The organism is Allolucifera butyrica (genome assembly GCF_900476375.1).
GTDB classification, from domain to species: Bacteria; Bacillota; Negativicutes; order Sporomusales; family UPPP01; genus Lucifera; species Lucifera butyrica.
The window spans coordinates 32,071-55,680 of record NZ_UPPP01000068.1; the positions used below are offsets into that span (position 1 = coordinate 32,071).

Genomic DNA, 23,610 nt, shown 5'->3' on the forward strand with positions numbered 1-23,610 from the left:
CTTTTTCGGCTCACGGAGCAGGGGGCAGTATGTAGAAAAAGGAACTGTCTAAAAAGCAAAAAACCTTTTTAGACAGTTCCTATAACAGCGGCCCGTCAGACTTCCATGATTTTTTTCACCTGAAAATGCAAGGCATCACAGGAAACCAGATGACACTGGAAAGGACAACAGTTTGGTCCCGGACCCAATACGATTCCTTCCCCGTGCAGATGACCGAAAATATAGTGTTCAACCTGAGCCGTATTCAGTATTTTCAAGAAGCGTTCCGTTCCCTGTCCCTGGTAAAACATTGGGAAGTGGGTAACCACAATCTGCTGCTTATACCCTTCTTTTTGAGCCGCTGCCAGTGAGACGGCAATCCGTTGTTCTTCCCGCTCATAAATCTTTTGATCCTGGGCCGTAAAATTACTGTCATAAGGATTCACCCAGCCCCGGCTGCCGCAAACGGCGATATCTCCTACGGGAATAAAGGAATTATGAATAAAAGAAATGGAAGCCGGCAATTGTTGTTTCATTTTGGCGGCCGTGGACCACCAAAAATCATGATTTCCCTTGACCAGTATCTTTTGGCCGGGCATTTGGTGAATCTCATTTAAATCCTCCATTGCCTCTTCTAAATCCATAGCCCAGGAAATATCGCCGGCGATTAAAACGACATCCCTTTCCTGAACAGATTGCCGCCAGGAAGCGCTAATTTTACGCCAATGGTCACGCCATTGCTCACCGAATACTACCATCGGTTTTTTCGGCGGCTCCCCGGATAAATGCAAATCGCCGATAGCAAAAATAGTACTCATATCTCAACACCTTTTGATATCTTTTCTCGCGTTAGTTATATTACAATTATTTCCAGGAAATAATTAACTATTCAACCGTCGGCTACAAAAAGAAACTCACGGCTGTGGCGGTGCCAGATGATGAATATCATTGACCAGGGCGACAATCGCCCGGTCATTATGATACTCAATTATATTAACTGCCGTATTGTCCTGGCGGATATTCCAGACAAAATTCAGGTGAATATTTAAGGCGGCGCATAATAGGGCCCGGATTGTTCCACCATGCGATACGACCGCAATGGTTTCCCCTTCATGCTGTCTGATAAGCTTTTGTATAGCCTCTTCGGCCCGTTCTTTCAGTTCCTTAAACGATTCGCCGCCGGGAATCTGAATTTCATCCGTATGGGTATAAAACTTATCCATAATTTCGGGCCAGCGGGCATAAATTTCGTCATAAGTCAGGCCTTCCCACTCGCCAAACTTTATTTCGCGCAGTTCCGGCACGCTTTGAACCGGCAAAGCATGAAACCGCGCAATTTCTTCCGCCGTTTGGAAAGCCCGGCTTAAATCGCTGGCATATACCGCCTGAATTGGTTCCGGACGCAGACGCTCCGCCACTAATTTCGCCTGGCCCAGTCCGGTTTCCGTCAGTTCCACGTCCGTATGTCCCTGATACCGCATGGCATGATTCCATACAGTTTGACCATGACGGACCAAGATAACCTTTGTCATTTTTCTTCACCTGCAATATTTTGTAAAGTATCGAGCAAGACCTGGTTTTGTGCGGGACGCTTTACCGCCACCCGGATGTAGGCCGGTGACAATCCCGGATAATTACTGCAGTCTCTAATTAAAATACCGTAAGCCAGCAGACTCTGTTGCATTTCAACTGCCGTCCGGCGGTTACCGGTATGCACCAGAATATAATTAACCGCTGGCGGAAAAGGTTTAAAGCCGGCAATTTTTTGCAGCCCCTCATACATACTTTTATTGGCCTGCTGAACAAGACTTCTGCTCCGGCGTCCGTATTCTTCATCCTCCAAGGCGGCAATGCCGGCTGCTTGGGCTAATGAATTGACATTCCACGGGTCTTTGGCGGCATGCAGTTTTTGCGCCAGGTCCGGTGAGGTAAGACTAAAGCCCAGCCGCAATCCGGGAATGGCATAAAACTTAGTCAGCGAATGAAGAATTACCAGATTGGGGTAGCGGGAAAGCAAGGAGCGGCAAGTAAACGGCGCATCATCAGGTAAAAAATCAATGAACGACTCATCAAGCACTACAACTGTGCCGGTTTTCCCCGCGGCCTCGATAATTTCCTCCAAAACCCGGTTGGTTAGAATCGTGCCGGTAGGGTTATTCGGATTACCGATAAACACCATATCCGTGCCGGGCAGCTTTTCTATGACCGAAGCCGCGGTAAGCAAAAAACCGTCCGCATCCTTAAGCAGTATATAGTTAATCTCCGCCCCGGCCGCCCGGGCGGCCCGTTCATATTCACCGAACGAAGGCGCCGGAATCAATACGCGCCTTGGTTTTAGCACATGGCATAAAATATATAACAATTCCACAGCGCCGTTGCCGGCGGTGATACAAGCTTCCTCCACCCCGTAACGGCGGCTTAGGATTCGTTTTAATTCAAAAGCGTCCGGGTCCGGATAATGAATAATCCGGGGGATGGACTGGACAAGTACCTGCGAAATACAACCGGCCAGGCCAAGCGGATTAATGTTGGCGCTGAAATCAAGCCAGTCCTCCACGCTCCGGCCGGTTTTCCGGGCGGCATTATAAAGATTGCCGCCATGATCCGGTATTTTTTCCATCGGGCATTCCTCCGTACTGCAATGTTAATCCGCCGGATATGAACCGCACCGTATGCAGGTATTCTATATCCGGACAAACCTTTCGCACGACGGCAACGGCCGCCGGAATTCGCCAACTGTCTTTTTCTGCAAACAGGATGCCCAACACCGTGCCGCTGTGGGCAACATTCAATCCGACTGCCCCTAACGCCGGAACAAGCTCTGCCAGAGTTTGCAGACAGGGTTTATATAAAATGGCCTGATTGGCCAATGCACTCAATGTCGCCCCCCGGCCGATCAGACTACAGTCGTTTGCGGCCAATCCCCGGATAACCAGTTCAGCAGCCGCCGCAACCGCTTCCTCTTTTTTCCGGTTCAGTCCGGCCAAATCCGTACGCTGATTAAATCCCAGCGTATCAACTTCTCCGCCGGCATCGAAAACCGCAATCCGCATCGGCGGCGGCGCGCCAAGCTGCCGCCGCAGTTCCCCTTTCACATGGTCAAACATAACCACCCCGGTATAAAAAATTCCGTCGGTCGGCTCAATTGACAGCGCTATATCGGCAATTTCATCCACCGTGAGCAATTTACCCAGCGTAGCAGCCGTAGCCTGGCAGGCGGCACTGATATCGGCGCTGCTCGAAGCCATTCCTTTTCCCATGGGAAGCTCGGAACGAACCACCACTTCGAAAGATTTACCCGCCACCGCCAGATATTCGGCCGTTTTAGCGACGGCAGCCAAAGTCTTAACACCGGCCGCCATACGGGGATGCTTTGGTGCCGGTCCGACTTCTACGGTAGAATATAAATCAATTGGACACGTAATTAAAAAATTTTGCTCCTTTATTGTTCCCTGCACCAGTTCCCCACACGAACCGGGAGCCTGTACTTTCGCCTTCATAGAATAACTCCTTACCGTTGCCTTCCCTCCGGTTTCAGCACCGGGACGCAGCAATCAAAATAAGAAAACCAGTAATATCAATACTTCAGACAGTTCCGTAACCGCGCCATAAACGTCGCCCGTCAGTCCTCCGAGCAGCCGGGTAACGTAACGGCAAAAAATAAGCGTAAATAAACTGGTAATGCCCCATCCGGCGACAGCCTCTTTACCCAGCGGAATAATAAAAAACGCCGTAAATAACGCCGCAGTCAGCAAAGCATGCCGGCCGGCAAATTGGGCAAAAGCTTTGCCGATTCCTTCCGGGCGGGCATAGGGAAAGAGGGTGATAGCCATAACCATGGAAAAACGGCCCAGTATAGGCATGGCAAATAAAGCAACCGGCAAAACGGAAGGGGATAGGTCCAAAAGCAAGGACCACTTAGCAAGCAACAGGATTCCGAAGGCAATGGCACCATTGGCCCCCACCCGGCTGTCCTTCATGATTTCCAGCATTTTTTCCCGGGAACGGCCGGAAAAAATGCCGTCCATGGTATCCATTAATCCATCGCAATGGAGACCGCCGGTAAGAAAAATATTGGCGGCAACAACCAAAACCGCGATTACATTCACCGGCATATACCGGGCCACAAGCGGCAAATATCCCTGCAGTAAATAATACAATGCCGCCAACAGAACGCCAAGTACGGCACCAACCAGGGGAAAATATTTAACGCTGCGGCCAAAATTTTCTGCCGACCATTCCTGTTGACGGGTAATGCGGATACGGGTTAAAAACTGTAAGCCTGTAAAAAAATCCTGCATATTTTCAAACCCGGCGCGAAAATGCGCCATCCTCCTTAAATCTGAAATTCCCGGCGGAAACAACAGTTCGTTCTAAATATGACGAAGCCAGTAAGACCCTAAGACTGTAAGCGCTAGAAATAAAGCCGTAGTCATATACATCATACGCACCGTTTGCTCGATATGACCTGGTTCCAGTTCCGTCAGTTTGTCTCCCATCGGAGCGCGAAGAGAGGCTACGCCGCCATAATAATTCAATCCCCCCAGGCGGACGCCGAGAGCGCCGGCAACGGCCGCTTCCGCAATCCCGCTGTTAGGACTGGGGTGTTTGGGCGCATCCCGCCAAATGGTCTTAAGGCACCGTTTCGTATTATAACCCAGAAAAAAGGCTGTGATTACAAGCAGCATTCCCGTTAACCGGGCGGGAACGTAATTGAAAATGTCATCCGTTCGGGCGGCCACTTTGCCAAAGTAGAAATATTTTTCATTTTTATATCCCACCATGGAATCCAGCGTGTTTACCGCCCGGTACAAAAAAGCCAGCGGCACCCCGCCAATAGCAGCATAAAACAGCGGAGAAATAATTCCGTCCACTATATTTTCCGCCACCGTTTCCACCGTCGCCCGGGTAACTTCCGCTACATCCAGGTGGCCCGTATCCCGCCCGACAATCCAGCCAACTTTAAAACGGGCCTGCTCCAAATCCCCGGCCGCTAAATAACCGCGGATTTCCCGCCCTGCCTCAGCCAGACTGCGCGGTGATATGGCAAACGACAAAAGAAGCGCACCGCCAAAAAAAGCCGCTGCCGGATGAAGACGATTCAGTCCGTACATTATCAGCCAGGTAATACCATAAGTGACTGTCAGCACAATGAATACCAAGACCGCGCCGGCAAACTGCTGCTGACGGCTAGAATTCCCGGTCCGGCGCAATTTTTTTTCCCAAGCGCTGATTAATTTGCCGATAATTACGACCGGATGCCAGTTTGAGCGAGGGTCGCCAAATAATCCGTCAAGCAGAACGGCGGTAAACAGAAAATATTGCTCCATTATTGATCACCCAGGATTTGATAAATCAAATCCATATTAAGACTTTTCCGTACTATATTGGCCAACTGGTTATAACTTTCCTCTTTCTCCGCCTGCACATCCCGGAAAACGGTTAACGGGTTCAGCCCCTTGCGAACCCGCAGGGCATCAATAACGGCCCGCCGGTAGCGGTTGTTATCGAAAATGCCATGAATGTAAGTCCCCATGACCAAGCCGTCTTTCCGTACCACTCCGTCGGGAGAAGCCGCCGGCTGACCGGACCGTCCGGTAATTTCAAAAGCGGGTTGCACCGGTGTTAAAAATTGGGTCCGCCCCATATGAATTTCATAACCGGTAAGTCCCTTCTCATTATAATTCAGTCCCAGAAAGCCTTGATTCGTGACATTGGCCGTTACCTGGTGCGTAATTTTTTCGGCCGCAAAAATGGTAATGGTATCAAGAAGCCCAATGCCTTCAATCCGGTCCCGGTCGGATTCCGTATGTTCGGGGTCCTGAATTTCCCGGCCCAGCATCTGATAACCGCCGCAGATTCCAACTACAGGTGTCCCTGTTTTTGCCAGTCCGGCAATGGCTTTGTCATAACCGTGCTGCTGTAAATAAAGTAAATCTTCAATGGTATTTTTACTGCCGGGTAAAATAATAAGATCGGGCTGTCCAATCATCTCTCCCTGGCGCACATACCGGACGGTAACATCCTCTTCGGCCGCCAAGGCGTCAAAATCGGTAAAATTGGAGATTTTAGGCAGACGCATAACGGCAATTTCAATCTCCCGGGACCCGGAATCCTGTTTATCATCCAAAGATACCGAATCCTCATCATCAATTCCCATACGTTCCATATAAGGAATTACACCCACTACGGGCTTGCCGGTCTTCTGCTCCAGAAACTGCAGGGCCGGTTCGAGCAGTTTTATATCGCCCCTGAATTTATTAATGACAATTCCTTTAACCAGCTCCCGCTCGTCAGGGTCCAGCAATTCCAACGTCCCGACGACGGAAGCCAGAGCACCGCCCCGGTCAATGTCTGCTACTAAAAGAACCGGCGCCGGGACCATCTTGGCTACCCGCATATTAACAATATCGTTGGCTTTCAAATTAACCTCGGCCGGACTGCCGGCTCCCTCAACGACTATGACGTCATAACGCTGCTGAAGGTTATGCAGACATTCCTTAATGGTAGTCAAGGCCCGCATACTGTATCCGTTATGATACTCTTGCGCCGACATGGTGCCGACCGGCCGCCCCATAACAATCACCTGGGAACAGGAATTGCCCGTAGGTTTCAATAAGACCGGGTTCATTTCCACACTTGGCGCCAACCCGGCCGCTTCCGCCTGAGCCACTTGCGCCCGGCCCATTTCCCCGCCGGTTTTGGTCACATAGGAATTTAAGGCCATATTCTGGGCCTTAAAGGGAACAACCCCGTAACCGTCCTGGAAAAAAATCCGGCAAAGCGCCGTTGTTACTATGCTTTTTCCCACATGGGAACTGGTTCCTTGCAGCATAATTGCTTTCGCCATCGTATTATCCCTCCTTACCCAGCGGAACGGCCAGTTTCTTTATTTCGATTGCCAGCCCGCTCACTACCAAATAGACCTCGGCGGCGGCGGCGGCCACTTTTTGATTCACCATTCCTGCCAAATCCCGATATTCCCGCGCCAAAGCATTTTCCGGCACAATGCCCATACCCACTTCATTCGTGACAAAAATCACTGTACTCTTGTCTGAACGGGCACAGGCCAGCAATTTTTCTATTTGGTCCATTACATAATTGGTCCTGTCGGCCCCTTGCCCGGGTGCATCGGGTCCTAGCAGCAAATTGCTGATATATAACGTCAAACAGTCAAAAAGCACTACCGAAGCGGCTGCAACGGCCTTTGCCATGGCATTATGGGCATCGTAAGGCGCTTCCAGCGTCTGCCATACTGCCGGACGGCGCTCCCGGTGCAGCCGGACCCGCCGGTCCATCTCTTTATCGAAAATCTGGGCCGTAGCAATATACACGACGGATTCGCCGCTGTTTGCCGCATACCTTTCGGCAAAAGTACTCTTGCCGCTCCGGGTTCCGCCCGTAACCAGCACAATTTTACCTGCCAATAGGATCCGCCCCCTTCTTTTCTGCTATATGCCAATCCGGTCGCTGCCGGCTTTGTCCATACCTCTTGCATTGAGTTATAAAATGAGCCGCCGCCCGTTCATTGCCGGCAAAATGCATATGCAGGTAGGATGCCAGCACATTATTAACGGCAAACCCGCCCGGATAGGTCTTACGGGTCCGCACTTTTTCGAAAGTAAAGGCCCAGGGGAAATCATCCTCTCCGCTTTGCGGCAGCATGCGGGAAAAATGAAACTCATGGCCTCGCAGGGTTTCTCCCTGATTACATAATATATTATGATTCCGGGCCGTCACTTCCACGTAACCGACCGTCTCCAATTTCGGCTGCATCGTACACACCGCCGGAATAAAGCCGGCCATAGCATGCGCCTTATGATTAAAATCCAGGATTTCCCGGCATAAATACATAAGTCCGCCGCATTCCGCGTAGACCGGCATTCCTGACTCACAAGCCCGGTGGACGGACTGCCGCATTCCTGCATTGGCCGCTAATTGTTCAACAAACATCTCGGGAAAGCCGCCGCCCAAAATCAGCCCGTCCACTGCCGGTAATTTTTCCTCTCGCAGCGGACTGAAATAAACCAGCTCCGCTCCCAATCTTTCCAGAGTTTCCAGGCTTTCCGGATAATAAAAAGAAAATACCTCGTCCCGGGCAACGCCAATCCGCACTATTTTAGCCGGAAGCGCCCCGCCCCATTCCTCGACCGCTAAGGCCGGCGCCGTTCCGGCAATACCGGTCAGCCTGTCTAAATCCACCTGGCTGTTGATCTGGTCGGCTATATGGCTGACTATCACCGGCGCATCCATTTCCGTTACCGGTGTCAATCCAAGATGCCGTTCCGGCATAACCATGGCCTGGTCCCGCAAGATACAGCCAATCACCGGAATCCCAATAGGGCGCAGGGCGTCGCAAACCAGGTCTTTATGACTTGACGAGCCCAGGCGGTTTACAATAATGCCCGCGATATTCACTGCCGGATCATAGGTTTTAAAACCCAGAACGGTAGCGGCAACACTTTCTCCTGCCGACCGGGCATCGACGACCAGAATCACCGGGGCCTGCAGTATCTTGGCAATGGACGCCGTACTGCTGATTCCTTTTTTGCCGCCGTCATAAAGTCCCATGACCCCTTCAATAATCACCAGATCATTCCCTTTGGCCGTCTTGGCAAATACAGGCAGCAAATTTTCCGGCGCCACAAGCCAGGTGTCCAGATTATGCGCCGCCTTGCCGCTGGCGAGCCGGTGAAATCCGGGATCAATGTAGTCCGGCCCCACTTTATACGACTGCACTTCCCGGCCCAGTTGCCTTAGGGCCGCCAGCAGCCCGGTCACAACCGTCGTTTTTCCCACCCCGCTGTGAGTTCCGGCAATTACAAGCCGCGGCACTTCCTGGTAAACCATGCTTTCTCCCCCTAATGAACCTGCCCTCGTTCGAATGTTCGCCGCGCCTATTTTTAAGCAGGCTCCTAATATTCAATCCCGTGCCGGGCATCAATGCCCTGCAACGGCAGTGGATGCTTTACCGGGTAACATTCCGTTACACAATCGGCAATTTCTCTCAATGTCTCCGGCATAGACCGACCCGTAAAAACCAGAGTCATATGGGGCGGCCGTTGCCGGACCAGCTCAAGGACTGCTTCCGCACGAATCAGATTATGCTTAATCGCATGGCTGACTTCGTCCAGCACCAGGAGGTCGGCCTGGCCGCCGGCTATAATCCGGGCCGCAAAAGCCAGAGCTTGCGGCGCAAATTGATGGACCGGATTGCGGTTTTCGCGAAAACACAGCCCGCACTTTGTGCATTTTAACCGGCCCGTTCGAATCTCTTCCCCTATGGGACAGCCATAGCCAAACTGTTTTATTTCCAGATATGGCGCCAACCAGGCAGCGGCATATAATTCTCCCGTATAGCCGCCGCCTTTTAAGAATTGAACAATGACCGCCCGGCGCTCAATCAAGGCGGTTTGCAAAGCCATTCCCAGCGCCGCTGTGGTTTTTCCCTTACCACTGCCGGTAAATACATAAATTTTGGGCTCTTTTATTGCCATCATATTGGTTCCGGCATATACAGCAGCGCGTTCAGCGTTGCCGCGGCAATCGGGCTGCCGCCTTTATTCCCCTGAATCGTAATATAAGGCACCGGGGAAGAGGAAGCCAGTAATTCTTTCGACTCGCTGGCGCCGACAAAACCAACGGGAACCCCCACAATCAGCGCCGGCCGGACCGGCGTTTCCGCCATCAGGCGCAATATCTCAAATAAAGCGGTCGGTGCGTTGCCGATGGCTACCACAGCTCCGTCAAGATCCTGGCCAAAGGTCCGCATCGCCGCCATGGCCCGTGTGATTCCTGAACTCTTGGCTTGCCGGGCAACTTCTTCATCACCGATCAGACAGTGCACCTGGCCGCCATACTCCGCCAGCCGCCGTTTGTTAATTCCCGTCCGCACCATTTCCACGTCGCAAAAGACCGGACGGCCCTGCCGCAAGGCCTTACATCCCACCGCAATGGCTTGGGGATGTATTTTAATATGATTGGCGTAATCGGGGTCTCCGGCAGCATGAATAATACGTGAATAGACTTTCGTTGCCGCCTCGTCCAAATTGAGTCCGGCCAAATAGGGAGCAATCAGTTCCATGCTCCGGTGCTCAATGGTTTCAGGGTCTGTTATAAATTGCACCTCCCGGACCCGTTCCAGCAAAATATCGGCAATTCGCGGGTCAGGGCCGATATGAGCAGCCATGGTAATCGGCACTTGGGGATACATTTGGCGCAATCCCTCGATTTCTTCCGGTATGTCGGCCTGAATATGCATACCGTTGGCCAAAAACATCGGCACCACGATAATTTGAGTCGCCCCCCGGCCAAGCAGCCGTTTGGTTGCTTCCCCCAGACTCTGCAATCCCGACTGCCGGTTCATAATCGCTGTTTCTACCAGGTCGCTGCCGGCCTTTTCCTTAACCAGATCGGTGATTTGAAACGTTACCTTATTTGCTTCCCCCACACTGGCACGACTTCCATGCCCCAAAACCACAATGCCTGCTTTCACTTTATAACCTCCCTGACATAATGAATGGCATCCTCTATAGAATGAACTATTTCCTGATAATTAAGAGCGGGCCGGTCAATCACTAGCAGCGGCAGGGCTAATTCCATCGCCGCCGTAATTTTGGTATCGCTGCCGCCGATCCGGCCGCTGTTTTTCATAACCACTGCCCGGGCGCCATAGGCGCGAAACAAGGCAACATTCAATTCGTGCGAAAAAGGACCTTGCATGGCTATAATATCGCCCGGTTTATAACCCCACTGCAGGCAGTCGGCTAAAACAGCGGGCTCCGGCAGAACCCGGGCAATCAACCGGTGCGACTGTAAAAAGGGGCTTTCTTTAAATATTTTTAACCAACGACTGCCGGTAGTCAAAAAAACAACCTTGCCGAACAATGCGGCTCTTTCCGCCGCCACTGACGCGTCGGGCACAACGTATAGTTTTTCGTACGCCGGCAGTGGCACGGCCGGTCTTTCATACCGCACGTACCGGATGCCGGACCGCGCAGCGGCCGCCATGGCATTTTGCGAAACGTTGGCGGCGTATGGGTGACTCGCGTCCAGCAGCAGCCGGATTCGCCGTTCCCGGATTAAATTCACCATACCGTCTTCGTCCAGGGGCCGGCAATTTACCGCCAGTCCCGGATAGGCCGCCAGTTCCTGTCCATATTCAGTCGTTACGGAAACCATTACGCTATATCCGGCTTCCACGAGCAGCCGGCTGATTTCCCTGCCATCCTGCGTGCCGGCTAAAACCAGGATCATAATTGATACCCCCGGGGCGTGATCATCCGCCCGTTGGCGGTATAAGTCTGACTGTTGCCAATAATAACCAGGGAAAACATGTCAATGGTTTCCTGCGTAAAATGAGCCAAATCGGAAAGAATCACATTTTCGCCGGAACGTGTGGCCTGCCGCACAATGCCAACCGGCGTGGCAGCATCCCGGTACTTTAATACGACTTCCCGCACCTCTTCAATTTGCGTAACCCGCTTCGTACTTTTAGGGTTATAGAAAGCCATAACGAAATCAGCCTGCGCCGCCAATTCCACCCGCTTACGGATCACTTCCCAGGGCGTTAGCAAATTACTTAGACTGATCACCGCAAAATCATGCATCAGCGGCGCTCCCAATAAGGCTGCTGCGGCGCTTACGGCGCTTATGCCGGGTACAATCTGCACATCCGGCCGCTGTTCCGCCGGCCCTTTCATAACCAGTTCCAGGACAAGCCCCGCCATGCCGTAAACTCCCGGGTCGCCGCTCGAAACAACAACGACATTTTTTCCGGCCCTTGCCTGGTCTACCGCCGCCTGGCAGCGGTCAATCTCCTGCATCATACCGGTGGCGAGAATTTCTTTGCCCGCCAACAATTCCATGATTAGCTCCAAATAGGTATCGTAACCCACAACAAGATCCGCCGCCTGAATGGCTTCTTGGGCTCGCGGCGTCATATCGCTTAAATGACCGGGGCCGATTCCCACGACGGATACTTTACCTCGGCAATGGCTATGGTTAGATTCTGATAAACGGTCTTGGGCAACAGCAGTTTGTCTGTTTGCCCCCCCAACAAGGCTGCCGCTTCGCATATATTTCCCACTCCTATCTTTTCCTGGACAAAACCGGAAACCGGCAGTCCGTAATCGTCAATGCATTGCTGCAACTGTTCGTTTGTATACAGTTCCAACGGGATTACCATTTGCTGTACTGCTGCCAGTATCCCGATTTCTTCCTGTTTCACCACGGTTGTGCCGATTACGGCCACACTTTTCATGGTCCGCCCGACTTTTTTGCAGGCATCGTCCAGGGCGGCAAAGATTTCGGCGCTGGTTGTCCCCCGCCGGCAGCCGATGCCTACCGCCAGCGTAGCCGGCCGCAAATAGACATGCCGTTTTACCATATATAAATCTTTATCGGTTATAACAACTGCGGCATCATATTCCTCAACCCGGTTTAAATGAGCCATATCCACAAAATGAATTCCCATCTCTTCCGCCACTTGGTCATAGTGCTGCGCATTAGGCAGCGAAGGATCCAGAAAAAAAGTAACCCGTTCCCCCTGAACAATGGCGGCATTAATATGTTTCAGCTCTTCCCAGGGATCAATCATCAGATCGAGTTTCACCGCTAATACATCAGGTGCCGGTTTTTGCGCCACATCGGTAGCCGTGGTAATTACCGCTTTGGCTCCCACCGCCCGGGCCACCTTCTGGGTCAGTTCATTGGCACCGCCGATATGACCGGACAATAGACTGATCGCATAATCACCGGCTTCATCCATTACGACCACCGCCGGATCATACCGTTTATCCCGTACATGCGGCGCGATGACACGCACAACAATCCCGGCAGCCATAATAAAAATCAATCCGTCATATTGATAAAATATTTTTGCGACTAATTCGCTCAATGAATCAAATTCAGAATCCGCCTTAACCGGATTGCGCCCGACTCTTGCATAAACATCAATAGGAATATTCAAAACATCCGCCAGATGCCGGGCTAAAATAGCGCCGTTGCTCGTCACCGAAATTACCGCCAGTTTCATTTTGCCTCCCTGAACATGTGCCCGAAATCAGCGGCATAGAGCCGTGATAAGGCATAATTGCTGTCTAAACATTTCCCCACAACAATCATCGCCGTCCTGTCAATACTTGCTGCAGCAACCTGCCCGGCAACCGCATCCAACCGGCTGCGGATAATTTTCTCATCCGGCCAGGATGCCTTTTGCACCACTGCCACCGGGGTATCCGGCGGGTATCCCCCCTCCATAAGTTCCCGGATCACGTCATCCAGCATGTGAATACTCAGAAAAATACACATTGTGGCATTATGGCTGGCCAGCAATGCCAGTTTTTCCTTAGCCGGCACCGGCGTCCGCCCTTCCATGCGGGTAATGATTACCGTTTGCGACACATCCGGCAAGGTGTATTCCTGTCGCAGGGCCGCCGCCACAGCCAAAAACGAACTCACTCCCGGCACAACGGTATAAGGGATATTTTTTTGTTCCAGGGCATCCATTTGTTCCTGAATGGCGCCGTAAATACTGGGATCTCCGGTATGCAGCCGTACCACCTTTTTCCCTTTGGCTACCGCTGCCTCGATAACCGCTATTACTTCTTCCAGCGTCATGGTAGCGCTATTATAAACAGCGGCATCGGCGCGGACAAATTGGAGCAGCGCCGGATTCACCAGCGAGCCGGCATAAATAACCGTATCAGCTTCCGTCAACAGCCGCTGCCCTTTCAGCGTAATGAGCTCAGGATCGCCCGGCCCCGCCCCCACAAAATATACGTGCATTTAAAATCCCTCTCTTTTTACTAAAATCAGGGACAGATAATCCCTTTTCCGGTTCCGGAGACAATCCAGATCGTAACTGATAAACTGGTCAGGATAGCCCAGTTTGCTGATATAAACCGACTTTTCTTTCAACCCCGTTTTTTCCAGCACGGACACAATTTCCTCATATTTGCCGGCAACTTTCATCAAGACGGCATTAGGAAACTCTTGTAAAATCGAATACAATTCCTGCGGATCATCAACGGCCGGTATTATAGCCAGTTTTTCATTTCCCTCGGCTAAAGCCGCATTGATATGCGCCGCTGCGGCCGCAAAAGAGGTTATGCCGGGTATACTTTCCACTTCCACTTCGGGCAGCAGGACTTTTACCCTTTTCAATAAATAGGAGTATGTACTAAAGAGCATTGCGTCGCCGATGGTAAGAAAAGCGACATGTTTGCCTTCGCGCAATTCGGCGGCAATCCGCTCCGCTCCCCGCTGCCATTCAGCCTCTAAAACGTTTTTATCCCGTGTCATAGGGGTAAAAACCTCCATAACCTGAGTCGCTGCCGGTATATAGGCACCGGCAACTTTTAAGGCCACACTGTCATTATCCAGACTGGACCGGGGTACACAAATCACATCTACGCTTTTTAATACTTCCGCCGCTTTGATTGTAAGCAGTTCAGGCGCCCCGGGTCCAACGCCGATTCCATAAAATTTACCTGTCATGTTGTGCTCCTTTACTGCAAGATATAATGTATACCGGATTGAGAGCCTGAAACATATGGTGGGCGGCAACCCGCCGCACCCTGGTTACTTGCAGGCCCGACGCCTCACATTGGTATTCCGGCATGGAATCCACAATAGTCAGGGCTTTATGCAGGGTTTCCACGGTAACCGCCGTAATAACCATCCGGCCGCCTGTTTTTAAGAGCGGATCGGCGTATTGAATGATTTCCGTCAAATAGCCGCCGCTCCCACCTACCAGAATCACATCGACCGGCGGCAGTCCGCTCAGTGCCGCCGGCGCAGATCCATGAATCACCGAAAGATTGCCGACGCCAAATTGCACCGCATTGGCCGCAATAAGGTCAATACCTTCCTGTTCCCTTTCGATGGCAAAAACTTGTCCGCCCGTGGCTTGCAGCGCCGCTTCCACCGACAGGGAACCCGTTCCGGCGCCGATATCAATAATAATATCCTTTGGACCGATCTGCGCCTTGGCAAGCACCATCAACCGTATTTCCTGTTTGGTCATAGGAATTTGTCCCCGTTTGAATTTTTCGTCCGGAATACCGGGAAAATACGGCCTCATCCCTTCACCACCATTACACAATGATTATATCCGTCTAATTGGGCAGCCTGTTCCAAGGTCGCTGCGCAGATTTCTTCCGTATCGTAGGAAAGGTTGGCACACAACCAGGTTTTCGCAGCGGCGGGCCAGCCGCGTTCCAGCAGCAACTGGCTAATCTTCCGGGGATTGTATTCCCGGTCGGTCAGAATGCCCAGTTTTTTATTTGCCTCATAGGCGAGAACCCCGTCATTCACTTTGCGGCCATGCAGACTCACCAACACGGCATCCTGCCATATTTCACCCAAGCGGGCGAAAGCAAGCTGCAGGGAACTAATGCCCGGTATTACCGTAACCGCTTCCGGCGGAAACTCCTGGCGGAGAGCTGCCAACAGACTGTAAAAACCGGGATCGCCGGAAACCAGTACCACCACTTCGCATTCCTGTCTCTTTTGCCGTATAAAAGCCAAAACAGCCGGAATATCCCGGTCAATCACATATGTTTCTACTTCCGCCGCAAAGGCAGCCAGCGCCCGCGCACTGCCCACCAGAACGGCGGCCCGGTCGATCGCCCTCTGGCTGACCGGCGGTAAATAATCAGGTGAACCGGGACCGATTCCCACTACGATAATTTTATGTTCCATCCCAAACTGCCCCCAATCAATTCCGCGCTATGATCCATTCCCAGGATATCCCCCTGCAGAGTGACAATCACCGTACCTACGGTCAGATCGTTAAACACATAGCGCATAGCCCGCAGGCTGGCCCGTTCCGCCAGCACGGTATATACTTTTGCCATTCCATACCGCTGAATCACGTCCATGGCCGCCTCGGTCGTTGCACAGGCCAGAATTTCCTGAACGCCCGTTTGCGGTGCACCGCCGGCAGCCATATAGGCGGCAATCGTTTCCATGCGGCCGTCCGCCATCCGGTTATGGGTGTGAAAAATCCCGGCGGCAACTTTGACCACCTTTCCTAAGTGACCGAAAAGCAAAACCCGCGAGACTCCTAATTTTACAGCATTCTCCAGCATATGTCCTATAAAATTGCTGGTTTGCACCACCGCATCTGCCGGCAGGTGATAACGGTTCACCGCCGCATTCTGGCCGATTCTGCCGGGAACAAAAACAATATCCTGGAAACCAAGCGCCTTAACCACACTGATTTGCGGTACTAAAGAAGCTTTAAACGCTTCTTCCGACATCGGTTCAACAATCCCGGTCGTACCGATAATCGATATGCCGCCTTCAATCCCTAAAACAGGATTTAACGTTCGAGTCGCCAATTCCCGTCCCCCTTCAACAATAACCGTAACAACGGCTCCGCTTTGAGGGGGCAGAACCTCCCGCACAGCCTGCTCAATCATAATACGGGGCCCGGGGTTGATGGCCGGCTGTCCCACCGGAACAGACAGTCCCGGCTTGGTTACCGTCCCTACGCCTTCGCCCGCTTTGAGCAAAATCCCCTCGTTACCGGTAAACTCCACCGTAACGATAATTTTAGCGCCATTGGTAATATCCGGATCATCGCCGGCGTCTTTAATTACCATGGCGGTACCGCCATTGGGGTTCGCCCGGCTCCAGGCCACAGGCACCACAATCGTTCTGCCTTGCGGGGAAACAATCCGGACTTCGGCTGCAGCTTGTCCGGTTCCGGCCAAAATAGCGGCCTTGGCCGCACCGGCGGCACAAGCACCGGTAGTGATACCGCTGCGTAACAACTTTTCGGCAGACAATAAAAAACCCCCTTATGCAGGGAGTATACTCATAACAATTTATGATATACCCACCTGCCTATCTCTCGTAGGTCATAACGGCGTGTGTTAGAACAGGCAGGTCTCCTGGCTTTGGTTCATCGCTCAGCTAACCTTCCCGGAATCATTCCAGTGGTCTTAACTAGCTGCGCTCATCCAATACAGTGGCGGGACCGCGCCGGCTTTGCACCGGACTTCCCTTTTAAGCAAATGCACCCATTCCCTCAAAACAACCTATGTATTTGTCCGACTTTATACAATATTACCATATTTTATTTCTATATTCCAGCTAGCCGGCCATATTCCTGCTTATCACAACAGCAACAGCGCAAAATTCATTTTCAACTGCGTCCCGTTTTCCTTAACCGTTCTGCCGGCTGCGCCCCAGGTCGAAACCAAGTTCCAGGGCCTTCTGGTTCTTTTCTTCCGTTCCCTTGGGAACCCTGGATAAAACGGCCTGTATCAAAGAATGTTCCCGGACAAGACCCGTGCTTCCCACTAAAGCACCCAAAGCAATAATATTGGCAAACATGGGGTTGCCAAGCTGCTCCCGGGCCGTTTGCGTAATGGGCAACCGTAAAATAGAGGCGTCAATTGCGGGGATTTCTTTAACCAGAGTAGTGTCTACAATTAGCTTTCCGCCTTGTTTCAGTATTCCGGCATATTTCGCACAGGCCTCCTGACTCATAGCCAATAAAAGGTCCGCCGTTAATACTTTGGGATAATCAATAACCTGATCACTGATTATGACCTCGGATTTACTGGCGCCCCCCCGTGCTTCCGGACCATAGGACTGCGTCTGTACAGCTTGTTTACCCTCCAGGATAGCCGCCTCCGCCAAAATGATACCGGCCAGAATCAACCCTTGTCCGCCTGTTCCGCTTAGACTAATCTGCCACATTCGTTCATTCCCCCTTTTTCTGCGCCCGGGCTATTAATTTTTCATACTCGGCCGTATATTCCGGGGCTAAAGAGTGATGCAACTCGCCGATGACAAATTTATCCTGCATGGTTTCCGGCGGCAGCTTCGCTGCGGCTTGAGCCATTACGGCATGGTCGCGCTGCCATTCCAGCATCTTAGCCGCCGATCCCATTTTATTTTTCCGGCCAAAAGAAATGGGGCATTGCGTAATCCCGTCAATTACCGAAAAACCTTTATTTTGAATTCCCTTGGTAATTAAATCTGTCAACAGATTGGCATGATAGGCCGTTCCCCGGGCCACGTAGGTAGCTCCGGCCGCAATAGCCAAAGCGGCAATATCAAAGGGACGTTCTATATGCCCCAGCGGGGCCGTTGTTGCTTTGCTGCCCGGAGGCGTCAGCGGCGAATACTGGCCGCCCGTCATACCGTATATGCTGTTATTGAATATAATCGTGGTGATATCAATATTTCTGCGGGCGGCATGGATAAAGTGATTGCCGCCAATGGCAGTACAATCTCCATCGCCCGTAATTACCAGCACATTCAAATCCGGTTTAGCCAGTTTAATACCGGTGGCGAATGTCAACGCCCGGCCGTGAGCCGTATGGACGGTATTGAAATTCATATAGCCCGAAGCACGGGAGGAACAGCCGATTCCCGACACGATCACCGTTTTCTTCTGGTCTAAGTTGAGTGTGTCAATGGAACGCAAAATCGCTGCCAGCAAAATGCCGTTGCCGCAGCCCGGGCACCAGATATGGGGCAAAGCTGAACTGCGTATATATCTCTCAAAATCTGCCATTACCGAATTCCTCCTGCTGCGGTCAAGATGGGGGACAATATTTCTTCCGGTTTGAATAATTCACCGTCAACCCTCGTTACCGAAACGACTTTGTCCCTGCCTGCATATCTTTCAATTTCGCCCGCCAATTGTCCATAATTCATTTCCGGCACAATTACCTTACGGGCAGAACGGGTCACCTTTTGCACAACTTGTACCGGGAATGGCCAAATGGTAATTAATTTCAGCAGACCGGCTTTGATCCCCCGCTCCCGCGCCGCTTTCACGGCGGCAATTGCGGCCCGGGAAGAACCGCCGTAGGCGATTACCACATATTCGGCATCGTCCAGATAATCTTCCGTATACAATGTGATCTCATCAGAATGCATTTCCAGTTTGGTATGCAGCCGCCGGATCAGTTCATCCGTCATTGACACGGATTGAACCGGCATCCCGCTGTAATTATGGACCAGACCGGTTACATGATAATAATATCCTTCGCCAAATGGCGCCATACTGGGAACTCCGTCGGCATCCGGCTTATAAGCCAGATATTCTGCCGGCGGCACGGACGGAAGTTTACGGTTGACAATCTCAATGCTTGACCATGCCGGCAGTTCAACCCGCTCCCGCATATGTCCAATTACTTCATCCAACAGTAAAATGACCGGAACCCGAAATTGCTCGGAGAAATTAACCGCTTTCACTGTGATGTCAAAACACTCCCGGACAGAGCCCGGTGATAATACAATGACGCCGTGGTCGCCATGAGTTCCCCACCGGGCCTGCATCACGTCGCCTTGAGCCGGCGAGGTCGGTTTTCCCGTACTCGGACCCAAACGCTGCACATTAACGATGACTACGGGGATTTCAGCCATAGCCGCATAACCAATAAGTTCCTGTTTTAACGAAAATCCGGGACCACTGGTCGCCGTGATTGCTTTGGCTCCCGTAAGGGCGGCGCCGCATACCGCTCCCATGCTGGCAATCTCATCTTCCATCTGAATAAATTTACCACCCAGTTTTGGCAAACTTTCGGCCAGTATTTCAGCAATTTCCGTGCTGGGAGTAATCGGGTAACCGGCAAAAAAAGATACGCCCGCGGCCAGCGCTCCTTCCGTACAAGCCTGGTTGCCCTGCATTAAACGCGCTTTCGTCATTTTGCTTTCCCTTTCCCTTCTCTGACGACTTTTATGGCAAAGTCAGGACACCTCAATTCACATTGGCCGCAGCGAATGCATTTGTCAGCATCTTTAATATAAATTTTTCCCAATTCATTCAGGCCAAGAATTTTTTGGGGACAAAATGACACGCAAATGCCACATCCCTTGCAAAATTTCTGGTTTAGCTCCAAACTCATTCTTACATCCTCCCCCCGGTATCAACAAGCAGGTTGCCTTATTATGGATAATTGTTGTTTACCCTATACATTATAGCAGACAGGTTGTTCCTATGAAACCCAAATTTCGCATTCTGCCAGGTTTTTTGACAACTTGGCGAGCCGGCGTTTCAATGGTATAATTTTGAATGACAATAGAGAGGATGTGTCCAATATGCTGATCCAGGATGTAAACCTAGCCGTAACTTTAGCCCGCACCTTATGGTTTAATACCTATCGCGGCAAAGTAACGGATGAACTTGACAATTATCTTGCCACCCTTCGTATCATTCCCTGCCTGCCTTTAGACCGTTCCGAAGTACCCGCGGATGCTCCGGAGGTTATTCCCTATCTGCTTGTGCTGGTGGAAGATGCCGTCATGGAAGCCGCCGACCTGATTCCTTTTGAAAGTAAACTGTCGGAAGTTTTACTGCCCCAAATGCAGCGGGAGCATTTTAGACCGGAATTTTGCCATTTTGTTTATCCCAGTCCTTCTTATATGGCTCAAGGAAACGGAAGTTCTAAAATAAATTGAGACCCTCACTGAGGGTCTCAATTTATTTTTTCCGCCCGGACATTTTTCTTTTCATATAACGTACTGACTCCATACTCCGCTACGGGTATATAATCGGCGGCAAAATTCTCCCGCAAAAAGCCTTGCTGCGCTTTTTTTACCAAAATATAGACAGGTTCGTTCTGCGCCGTGCGGCGGCAAAACGCCGTAACCGACTCTACGGGCATCGTGTATTTTTCTGCCCAAACACCGTTATTCACCGCGGATTCCCGGTCATCTGCCAAATGGGGAATTATATAGCCGCTGTAAAAGACGGCGGAAGTGGAATATTCGCCATAGGATGCCACGACGGCCCCCGTTGGCGGCAGTATTTTTACGATATTCTTATCCGAACGGCCGGCAGCCATGGGAATCAGCGTTGAATGAATTAATACCAGACTGACTATACCGGCGATCATTGCCGTCACGATAGGAAAATGACGTACATTGCCGCGAACCTGCATCCAGATAACAACCAGAAGGCTAATAGCAAGAACCGGCAGCAATATCAGCCGGCCATCTCCGGTTTCCGCAGCCAGCCGGTTGCCAAGTCCGGCCATAATTAAAAGCATAAAAACAGTAGGCAGGGAAAGCCACAGCCACTTTCCCCTTTCCGGTATGCGCTGCATAGTATAAAGGCAAGAAGCCATCCAAAGAGCCGCGGGAAAGGCGGCCGGAAACACATAGGTTGGATACTTGGTGGCCATTAATGTATAAAAACCGATTGTGCCGCCCAGCCAGGAGCCAAAATAAGCAATATGAGGCAGGCGTTCCTTTTTGATAATTCCCACCAAGGTCCGGAATAATACGCCGCTCCAGGGCAACAGGCTAACCGGAAACAATACCAGATAATAATAAAAGACGTTATCTTTGGGATGTTCGGAAACGGTAGCCCGGATCAAATTATTCAGTCCGAAAAACATAGTAATAAAATCCCGGCCATGTTCGTAATACATGGCAATATACCAGGGAGCAGCTATTAAACAGGCTAATAAAATACCCGGCAGCAAATAAACTCTCCCCAGCAGCCGCCATTGCCGCGTTACCACCATATAGATAAAAATGATGATAGCCGGAAGAACAAGACCCACCGGCCCTTTGGTCAACACAGCCAGCCCGGCGGCGGCATAAGCTGCCAGGTACCAATAAATCCGTTTGTTACGAATGCCTAAATAAAAAGTCGCCAAAGAAACACTGGAAAAGAAAAACAACACGTCATCCGTAATAATCATTCGGGCTAAAATCCAAAACTCTAACGATGTTCCTAAAATCAACGCGGCATACAGGGCCGTCTTTTTATTGCCGAACAGTTTTTCCGCAAACCAGAAAATAAAAGCGATACTGGCCGCGCTAAATAGGGCGGAGGGAAAACGGGCTGCAAATTCGGTGATACCAAACAGCTTATAACTAAAGGCAATCAGCCAGTAAATCATAACCGGTTTATCGAACCAAAAGTGCCCGTAAATTTGCGGCGACAACCAATTGCCACTCAAAATCATTTCTTTGGCCGTAAGGGCATAATTCGATTCAACCGGGTCCGTGACCGGAATGGATGCATTCATTGCTAAATAAAAAAGCAATGCCAGGATAAAAATAGGCCCGAAGGTCAAGCGCCGCATACTACTCCTCCATTACTTCTTAAAAATAACTACTTTATCGGCCGCTTCGGCAATTATGCTACTTGTACTGCGGAGGTTTTCCGGCAAGCTTTTATACTCTTGCTGCCGCATGACAAAATAAGCCCGGTGCTGGCTTGCCAGCTTTTGTTCCAATTCCGGATAGGCCTTCAATTCTTTCCCGTAGATATTACTGTAAAAAGTAAATCCCGGATGTAGGAATTTCATGATGTAAACCGGCGATTGACCATCGTACCTGGTTACAAACTCCCGGGCGATGGTTTTGGTACTAAACCGCGGCGCCACTGCCGGAAACAGCAAAGTCACCAGAACCAGGGAAAACAGGGTTATCCCGGCCACTTGCGACCAAAAAGCTTTTTCACTGTCACGCCGCCAATTATAAAACCAGACCGCCAGCGTCATTAATATAAAAATACCTGCCGACACCATTGCACCAGGACTCAACTCGGGCATAGTCTTTACGGCAAACAGCAAGCCTGCGGTCAGGACGGTGACCAAACCCGTTAAAATAACAGACCAGCCAATATTGCGCCCGGGACGGCGCTGCTGCCACAAGCGGCTGAGGTACCATCCCGTTATCATAGCCAACGGCGGAAACACCGGCAGGATATAAGAAACTAATTTCGTTTGGGAGATGGAAAAAAACAGGAAAATAAACCAGGCCCAAATATTTAAAAATAATAAACGGGAAGACTCCTTAGGCTTACTATCGCGAAAAGAAGCCCATACCGACTGCAGTAAAACAGCCGACCAGGGGAAAAAACCCACAATCAGTACGGGAATAAAATAATACCAGAGTACCCCTTCCGGATGCTCCGGGGAAGTAAAACGGGTAATATTATTAAAACCGATGAACGTGTCAATAAAAGCCTTGCCGTGAATACTGTACATCATCCAATACCAGGGAACGGCAGCGACAGCGAACAATAACGCACCGCTAAACACTTTCATCCGTTTCATTTCCCCGAAAGAGCGGGTGAACAGCATATATAAAAAGATGATCGCCCCCGGGAACAAGAAGCCTATGGGACCTTTTGTCACCGTGGCAAGACCGGCAAACAGATACATCCAGTAATATTTTTGTTCCATATAGGCCCATAAACAAAAGGTGAGAAATAAAGTCAGTGTAATGTCGGTCACCGCTGCTTTAGCCAAATAAAAATATTCAATACTTGTCAGCAATACCAACGCCGCTGCCAAACCAGCCTGCCCATGAAACAGCCGTTTTCCGGCCAGATAAACACCCAGCACGCAAACAACCGCCAGTACAGCGGAAGGAAACCGGGCAGCAAACTCATTGGCGCCAAAAACCTGAAAACTGCCGGCTGCAAGCCAATAATACATAGGGGGCTTGTCATACCAATATTCACCATAAATTCGCGGTGAAATAAAGTCCTGAAATTGAATCATTTCTTTCGGCGTTTCGGCATAAACCGGTTCATCCGGATCAAGCAGCGCAATTCCCCCCAGATTAAAAAATATAATCAGTGAGGAAACGATTGCCACCAGCCAAAATCCTGCACCTTTCATTTCGAACCCTCCTGCG

The 23,610-nt window shown here is 50.9% G+C and carries 26 protein-coding genes and 1 riboswitch; of the genes, 1 reads left to right on the plus strand and 25 read right to left on the minus strand.

Going from position 1 to position 23,610, the window contains the following annotated elements; translation table 11 throughout:
- Nucleotides 1–95 precede the first annotated feature (95 nt).
- The 23 genes from LUCIF_RS10110 to LUCIF_RS10220 form a co-directional block, all read right to left on the minus strand.
- On the minus strand, nucleotides 96–797 hold the full coding sequence (locus tag LUCIF_RS10110; protein ID WP_122627774.1) for a metallophosphoesterase: 702 nt from the start codon (nucleotides 795–797) through the stop codon (nucleotides 96–98).
- Between the two features lie 96 nt (nucleotides 798–893).
- Nucleotides 894–1,511, minus strand: a complete 618-nt coding sequence (gene cobC / locus LUCIF_RS10115; protein ID WP_122627775.1) for an alpha-ribazole phosphatase — start codon at nucleotides 1,509–1,511, stop codon at nucleotides 894–896.
- Nucleotides 1,508–2,599, minus strand: a complete 1,092-nt coding sequence (gene cobD / locus LUCIF_RS10120) for a threonine-phosphate decarboxylase CobD (protein WP_122627776.1) — start codon at nucleotides 2,597–2,599, stop codon at nucleotides 1,508–1,510. Before cobD ends, cobC begins: the two co-directional genes overlap by 4 nt.
- Entirely contained in the window at nucleotides 2,562–3,479 is a 918-nt protein-coding gene (locus LUCIF_RS10125) for a GHMP family kinase ATP-binding protein (RefSeq protein ID WP_122627777.1), read from the minus strand. The genes cobD and LUCIF_RS10125 overlap by 38 nt, the downstream gene beginning before the upstream one ends.
- A gap of 54 nt (nucleotides 3,480–3,533) precedes the next feature.
- Nucleotides 3,534–4,310 (minus strand): adenosylcobinamide-GDP ribazoletransferase, encoded by a 777-nt coding sequence (cobS, locus tag LUCIF_RS10130; protein ID WP_243638716.1) that lies wholly within the window; start codon nucleotides 4,308–4,310, stop codon nucleotides 3,534–3,536.
- Between the two features lie 42 nt (nucleotides 4,311–4,352).
- Complete coding sequence (gene cbiB / locus LUCIF_RS10135) at nucleotides 4,353–5,309, minus strand: adenosylcobinamide-phosphate synthase CbiB (protein WP_122627778.1); 957 nt, start codon at nucleotides 5,307–5,309, stop codon at nucleotides 4,353–4,355.
- The gene (locus tag LUCIF_RS10140) at nucleotides 5,309–6,829 is read right to left on the minus strand and encodes a cobyric acid synthase (protein WP_122627779.1); all 1,521 of its coding nucleotides are present in this window, start codon (nucleotides 6,827–6,829) and stop codon (nucleotides 5,309–5,311) included. The genes cbiB and LUCIF_RS10140 overlap by 1 nt, the downstream gene beginning before the upstream one ends.
- A gap of 4 nt (nucleotides 6,830–6,833) precedes the next feature.
- Nucleotides 6,834–7,406: a bifunctional adenosylcobinamide kinase/adenosylcobinamide-phosphate guanylyltransferase gene (gene cobU, locus LUCIF_RS10145; RefSeq protein WP_122627780.1), complete on the minus strand. Its 573-nt coding sequence runs from the start codon at nucleotides 7,404–7,406 to the stop codon at nucleotides 6,834–6,836.
- Nucleotides 7,396–8,829, minus strand: coding sequence for a cobyrinic acid a,c-diamide synthase CobB (locus LUCIF_RS10150; protein ID WP_122627781.1), 1,434 nt, complete (start codon nucleotides 8,827–8,829; stop codon nucleotides 7,396–7,398). Before LUCIF_RS10150 ends, cobU begins: the two co-directional genes overlap by 11 nt.
- Nucleotides 8,830–8,894: 65 nt before the next feature.
- Nucleotides 8,895–9,479, minus strand: coding sequence for a cob(I)yrinic acid a,c-diamide adenosyltransferase (locus tag LUCIF_RS10155; RefSeq protein ID WP_122627782.1), 585 nt, complete (start codon nucleotides 9,477–9,479; stop codon nucleotides 8,895–8,897).
- A complete protein-coding gene (locus LUCIF_RS10160) occupies nucleotides 9,476–10,474 on the minus strand; it encodes a precorrin-8X methylmutase (protein WP_122627783.1) in 999 nt (332 codons plus the stop codon). The genes LUCIF_RS10155 and LUCIF_RS10160 overlap by 4 nt, the downstream gene beginning before the upstream one ends.
- Nucleotides 10,471–11,235 (minus strand): precorrin-6A reductase, encoded by a 765-nt coding sequence (cobK, locus tag LUCIF_RS10165; protein WP_122627784.1) that lies wholly within the window; start codon nucleotides 11,233–11,235, stop codon nucleotides 10,471–10,473. Before cobK ends, LUCIF_RS10160 begins: the two co-directional genes overlap by 4 nt.
- Complete coding sequence (gene cobJ, locus LUCIF_RS10170) at nucleotides 11,232–11,921, minus strand: precorrin-3B C(17)-methyltransferase (protein ID WP_306438787.1); 690 nt, start codon at nucleotides 11,919–11,921, stop codon at nucleotides 11,232–11,234. The genes cobK and cobJ overlap by 4 nt, the downstream gene beginning before the upstream one ends.
- Before the next feature lie 5 nt (nucleotides 11,922–11,926).
- Nucleotides 11,927–13,015: a cobalt-precorrin 5A hydrolase gene (locus LUCIF_RS10175; protein WP_207857396.1), complete on the minus strand. Its 1,089-nt coding sequence runs from the start codon at nucleotides 13,013–13,015 to the stop codon at nucleotides 11,927–11,929.
- Nucleotides 13,012–13,767 (minus strand): precorrin-4 C(11)-methyltransferase, encoded by a 756-nt coding sequence (cobM, locus tag LUCIF_RS10180; RefSeq protein WP_122627786.1) that lies wholly within the window; start codon nucleotides 13,765–13,767, stop codon nucleotides 13,012–13,014. Before cobM ends, LUCIF_RS10175 begins: the two co-directional genes overlap by 4 nt.
- Nucleotides 13,768–14,478 (minus strand): precorrin-2 C(20)-methyltransferase, encoded by a 711-nt coding sequence (gene cobI / locus LUCIF_RS10185; RefSeq protein WP_122627787.1) that lies wholly within the window; start codon nucleotides 14,476–14,478, stop codon nucleotides 13,768–13,770. It abuts the gene before it with no gap.
- The gene (cbiT, locus tag LUCIF_RS10190) at nucleotides 14,468–15,064 is read right to left on the minus strand and encodes a precorrin-6Y C5,15-methyltransferase (decarboxylating) subunit CbiT (protein ID WP_122627788.1); all 597 of its coding nucleotides are present in this window, start codon (nucleotides 15,062–15,064) and stop codon (nucleotides 14,468–14,470) included. Before cbiT ends, cobI begins: the two co-directional genes overlap by 11 nt.
- Nucleotides 15,061–15,684 (minus strand): precorrin-6y C5,15-methyltransferase (decarboxylating) subunit CbiE, encoded by a 624-nt coding sequence (gene cbiE, locus LUCIF_RS10195; protein WP_122627789.1) that lies wholly within the window; start codon nucleotides 15,682–15,684, stop codon nucleotides 15,061–15,063. The genes cbiT and cbiE overlap by 4 nt, the downstream gene beginning before the upstream one ends.
- Nucleotides 15,663–16,775: a cobalt-precorrin-5B (C(1))-methyltransferase CbiD gene (gene cbiD / locus LUCIF_RS10200; protein WP_122627790.1), complete on the minus strand. Its 1,113-nt coding sequence runs from the start codon at nucleotides 16,773–16,775 to the stop codon at nucleotides 15,663–15,665. The genes cbiE and cbiD overlap by 22 nt, the downstream gene beginning before the upstream one ends.
- Before the next feature lie 78 nt (nucleotides 16,776–16,853).
- Nucleotides 16,854–17,028: riboswitch (cobalamin riboswitch) on the minus strand.
- A gap of 126 nt (nucleotides 17,029–17,154) precedes the next feature.
- A complete protein-coding gene (locus tag LUCIF_RS10205) occupies nucleotides 17,155–17,694 on the minus strand; it encodes a 2-oxoacid:acceptor oxidoreductase family protein (protein ID WP_122627791.1) in 540 nt (179 codons plus the stop codon).
- Nucleotides 17,695–17,698: 4 nt separating this feature from the next.
- Nucleotides 17,699–18,517, minus strand: coding sequence for a thiamine pyrophosphate-dependent enzyme (locus tag LUCIF_RS10210; protein WP_122627792.1), 819 nt, complete (start codon nucleotides 18,515–18,517; stop codon nucleotides 17,699–17,701).
- A complete protein-coding gene (locus LUCIF_RS10215) occupies nucleotides 18,517–19,656 on the minus strand; it encodes a 2-oxoacid:acceptor oxidoreductase subunit alpha (RefSeq protein ID WP_122627793.1) in 1,140 nt (379 codons plus the stop codon). Before LUCIF_RS10215 ends, LUCIF_RS10210 begins: the two co-directional genes overlap by 1 nt.
- Entirely contained in the window at nucleotides 19,653–19,856 is a 204-nt protein-coding gene (locus LUCIF_RS10220) for a 4Fe-4S dicluster domain-containing protein (protein ID WP_122627794.1), read from the minus strand. Before LUCIF_RS10220 ends, LUCIF_RS10215 begins: the two co-directional genes overlap by 4 nt.
- Before the next feature lie 163 nt (nucleotides 19,857–20,019).
- Here LUCIF_RS10220 and LUCIF_RS10225 point away from each other — a divergent pair, with 163 nt between their 5' ends.
- The gene (locus LUCIF_RS10225; protein WP_207857405.1) at nucleotides 20,020–20,409 is read left to right on the plus strand and encodes a hypothetical protein; all 390 of its coding nucleotides are present in this window, start codon (nucleotides 20,020–20,022) and stop codon (nucleotides 20,407–20,409) included.
- Between the two features lie 17 nt (nucleotides 20,410–20,426).
- Here LUCIF_RS10225 and LUCIF_RS10230 read toward each other — a convergent pair whose 3' ends face one another.
- The gene (locus tag LUCIF_RS10230; RefSeq protein WP_122627796.1) at nucleotides 20,427–22,046 is read right to left on the minus strand and encodes an ArnT family glycosyltransferase; all 1,620 of its coding nucleotides are present in this window, start codon (nucleotides 22,044–22,046) and stop codon (nucleotides 20,427–20,429) included.
- Between the two features lie 12 nt (nucleotides 22,047–22,058).
- Nucleotides 22,059–23,594 carry an ArnT family glycosyltransferase gene (locus tag LUCIF_RS10235; protein WP_122627797.1) on the minus strand — a complete coding sequence of 512 codons (1,536 nt, stop codon included), beginning with the start codon at nucleotides 23,592–23,594 and terminating at the stop codon, nucleotides 22,059–22,061.
- Nucleotides 23,595–23,610: the final 16 nt, after the last annotated feature.

What these genes read in the sequence shown, in the direction of transcription:
- LUCIF_RS10110 (WP_122627774.1), bottom strand. Translation starts at nt 797, where the DNA reads ATGAGTACTATTTTTGCTATCGGCGATTTGCATTTATCCGGGGAGCCG.
- cobC (WP_122627775.1), bottom strand. Translation starts at nt 1,511, where the DNA reads ATGACAAAGGTTATCTTGGTCCGTCATGGTCAAACTGTATGGAATCAT.
- cobD (WP_122627776.1), bottom strand. Translation starts at nt 2,599, where the DNA reads ATGGAAAAAATACCGGATCATGGCGGCAATCTTTATAATGCCGCCCGG.
- LUCIF_RS10125 (WP_122627777.1), bottom strand. Translation starts at nt 3,479, where the DNA reads ATGAAGGCGAAAGTACAGGCTCCCGGTTCGTGTGGGGAACTGGTGCAG.
- cobS (WP_243638716.1), bottom strand. Translation starts at nt 4,310, where the DNA reads ATGGCGCATTTTCGCGCCGGGTTTGAAAATATGCAGGATTTTTTTACA.
- cbiB (WP_122627778.1), bottom strand. Translation starts at nt 5,309, where the DNA reads ATGGAGCAATATTTTCTGTTTACCGCCGTTCTGCTTGACGGATTATTT.
- LUCIF_RS10140 (WP_122627779.1), bottom strand. Translation starts at nt 6,829, where the DNA reads ATGGCGAAAGCAATTATGCTGCAAGGAACCAGTTCCCATGTGGGAAAA.
- LUCIF_RS10150 (WP_122627781.1), bottom strand. Translation starts at nt 8,829, where the DNA reads ATGGTTTACCAGGAAGTGCCGCGGCTTGTAATTGCCGGAACTCACAGC.
- LUCIF_RS10155 (WP_122627782.1), bottom strand. Translation starts at nt 9,479, where the DNA reads ATGATGGCAATAAAAGAGCCCAAAATTTATGTATTTACCGGCAGTGGT.
- cobK (WP_122627784.1), bottom strand. Translation starts at nt 11,235, where the DNA reads ATGATCCTGGTTTTAGCCGGCACGCAGGATGGCAGGGAAATCAGCCGG.
- cobJ (WP_306438787.1), bottom strand. Translation starts at nt 11,921, where the DNA reads ATGACGCCGCGAGCCCAAGAAGCCATTCAGGCGGCGGATCTTGTTGTG.
- LUCIF_RS10175 (WP_207857396.1), bottom strand. Translation starts at nt 13,015, where the DNA reads ATGAAACTGGCGGTAATTTCGGTGACGAGCAACGGCGCTATTTTAGCC.
- cobM (WP_122627786.1), bottom strand. Translation starts at nt 13,767, where the DNA reads ATGCACGTATATTTTGTGGGGGCGGGGCCGGGCGATCCTGAGCTCATT.
- cobI (WP_122627787.1), bottom strand. Translation starts at nt 14,478, where the DNA reads ATGACAGGTAAATTTTATGGAATCGGCGTTGGACCCGGGGCGCCTGAA.
- cbiT (WP_122627788.1), bottom strand. Translation starts at nt 15,064, where the DNA reads ATGAGGCCGTATTTTCCCGGTATTCCGGACGAAAAATTCAAACGGGGA.
- cbiE (WP_122627789.1), bottom strand. Translation starts at nt 15,684, where the DNA reads ATGGAACATAAAATTATCGTAGTGGGAATCGGTCCCGGTTCACCTGAT.
- LUCIF_RS10205 (WP_122627791.1), bottom strand. Translation starts at nt 17,694, where the DNA reads ATGTGGCAGATTAGTCTAAGCGGAACAGGCGGACAAGGGTTGATTCTG.
- LUCIF_RS10210 (WP_122627792.1), bottom strand. Translation starts at nt 18,517, where the DNA reads ATGGCAGATTTTGAGAGATATATACGCAGTTCAGCTTTGCCCCATATC.
- LUCIF_RS10215 (WP_122627793.1), bottom strand. Translation starts at nt 19,656, where the DNA reads ATGACGAAAGCGCGTTTAATGCAGGGCAACCAGGCTTGTACGGAAGGA.
- LUCIF_RS10220 (WP_122627794.1), bottom strand. Translation starts at nt 19,856, where the DNA reads ATGAGTTTGGAGCTAAACCAGAAATTTTGCAAGGGATGTGGCATTTGC.
- LUCIF_RS10230 (WP_122627796.1), bottom strand. Translation starts at nt 22,046, where the DNA reads ATGCGGCGCTTGACCTTCGGGCCTATTTTTATCCTGGCATTGCTTTTT.
- LUCIF_RS10235 (WP_122627797.1), bottom strand. Translation starts at nt 23,594, where the DNA reads ATGAAAGGTGCAGGATTTTGGCTGGTGGCAATCGTTTCCTCACTGATT.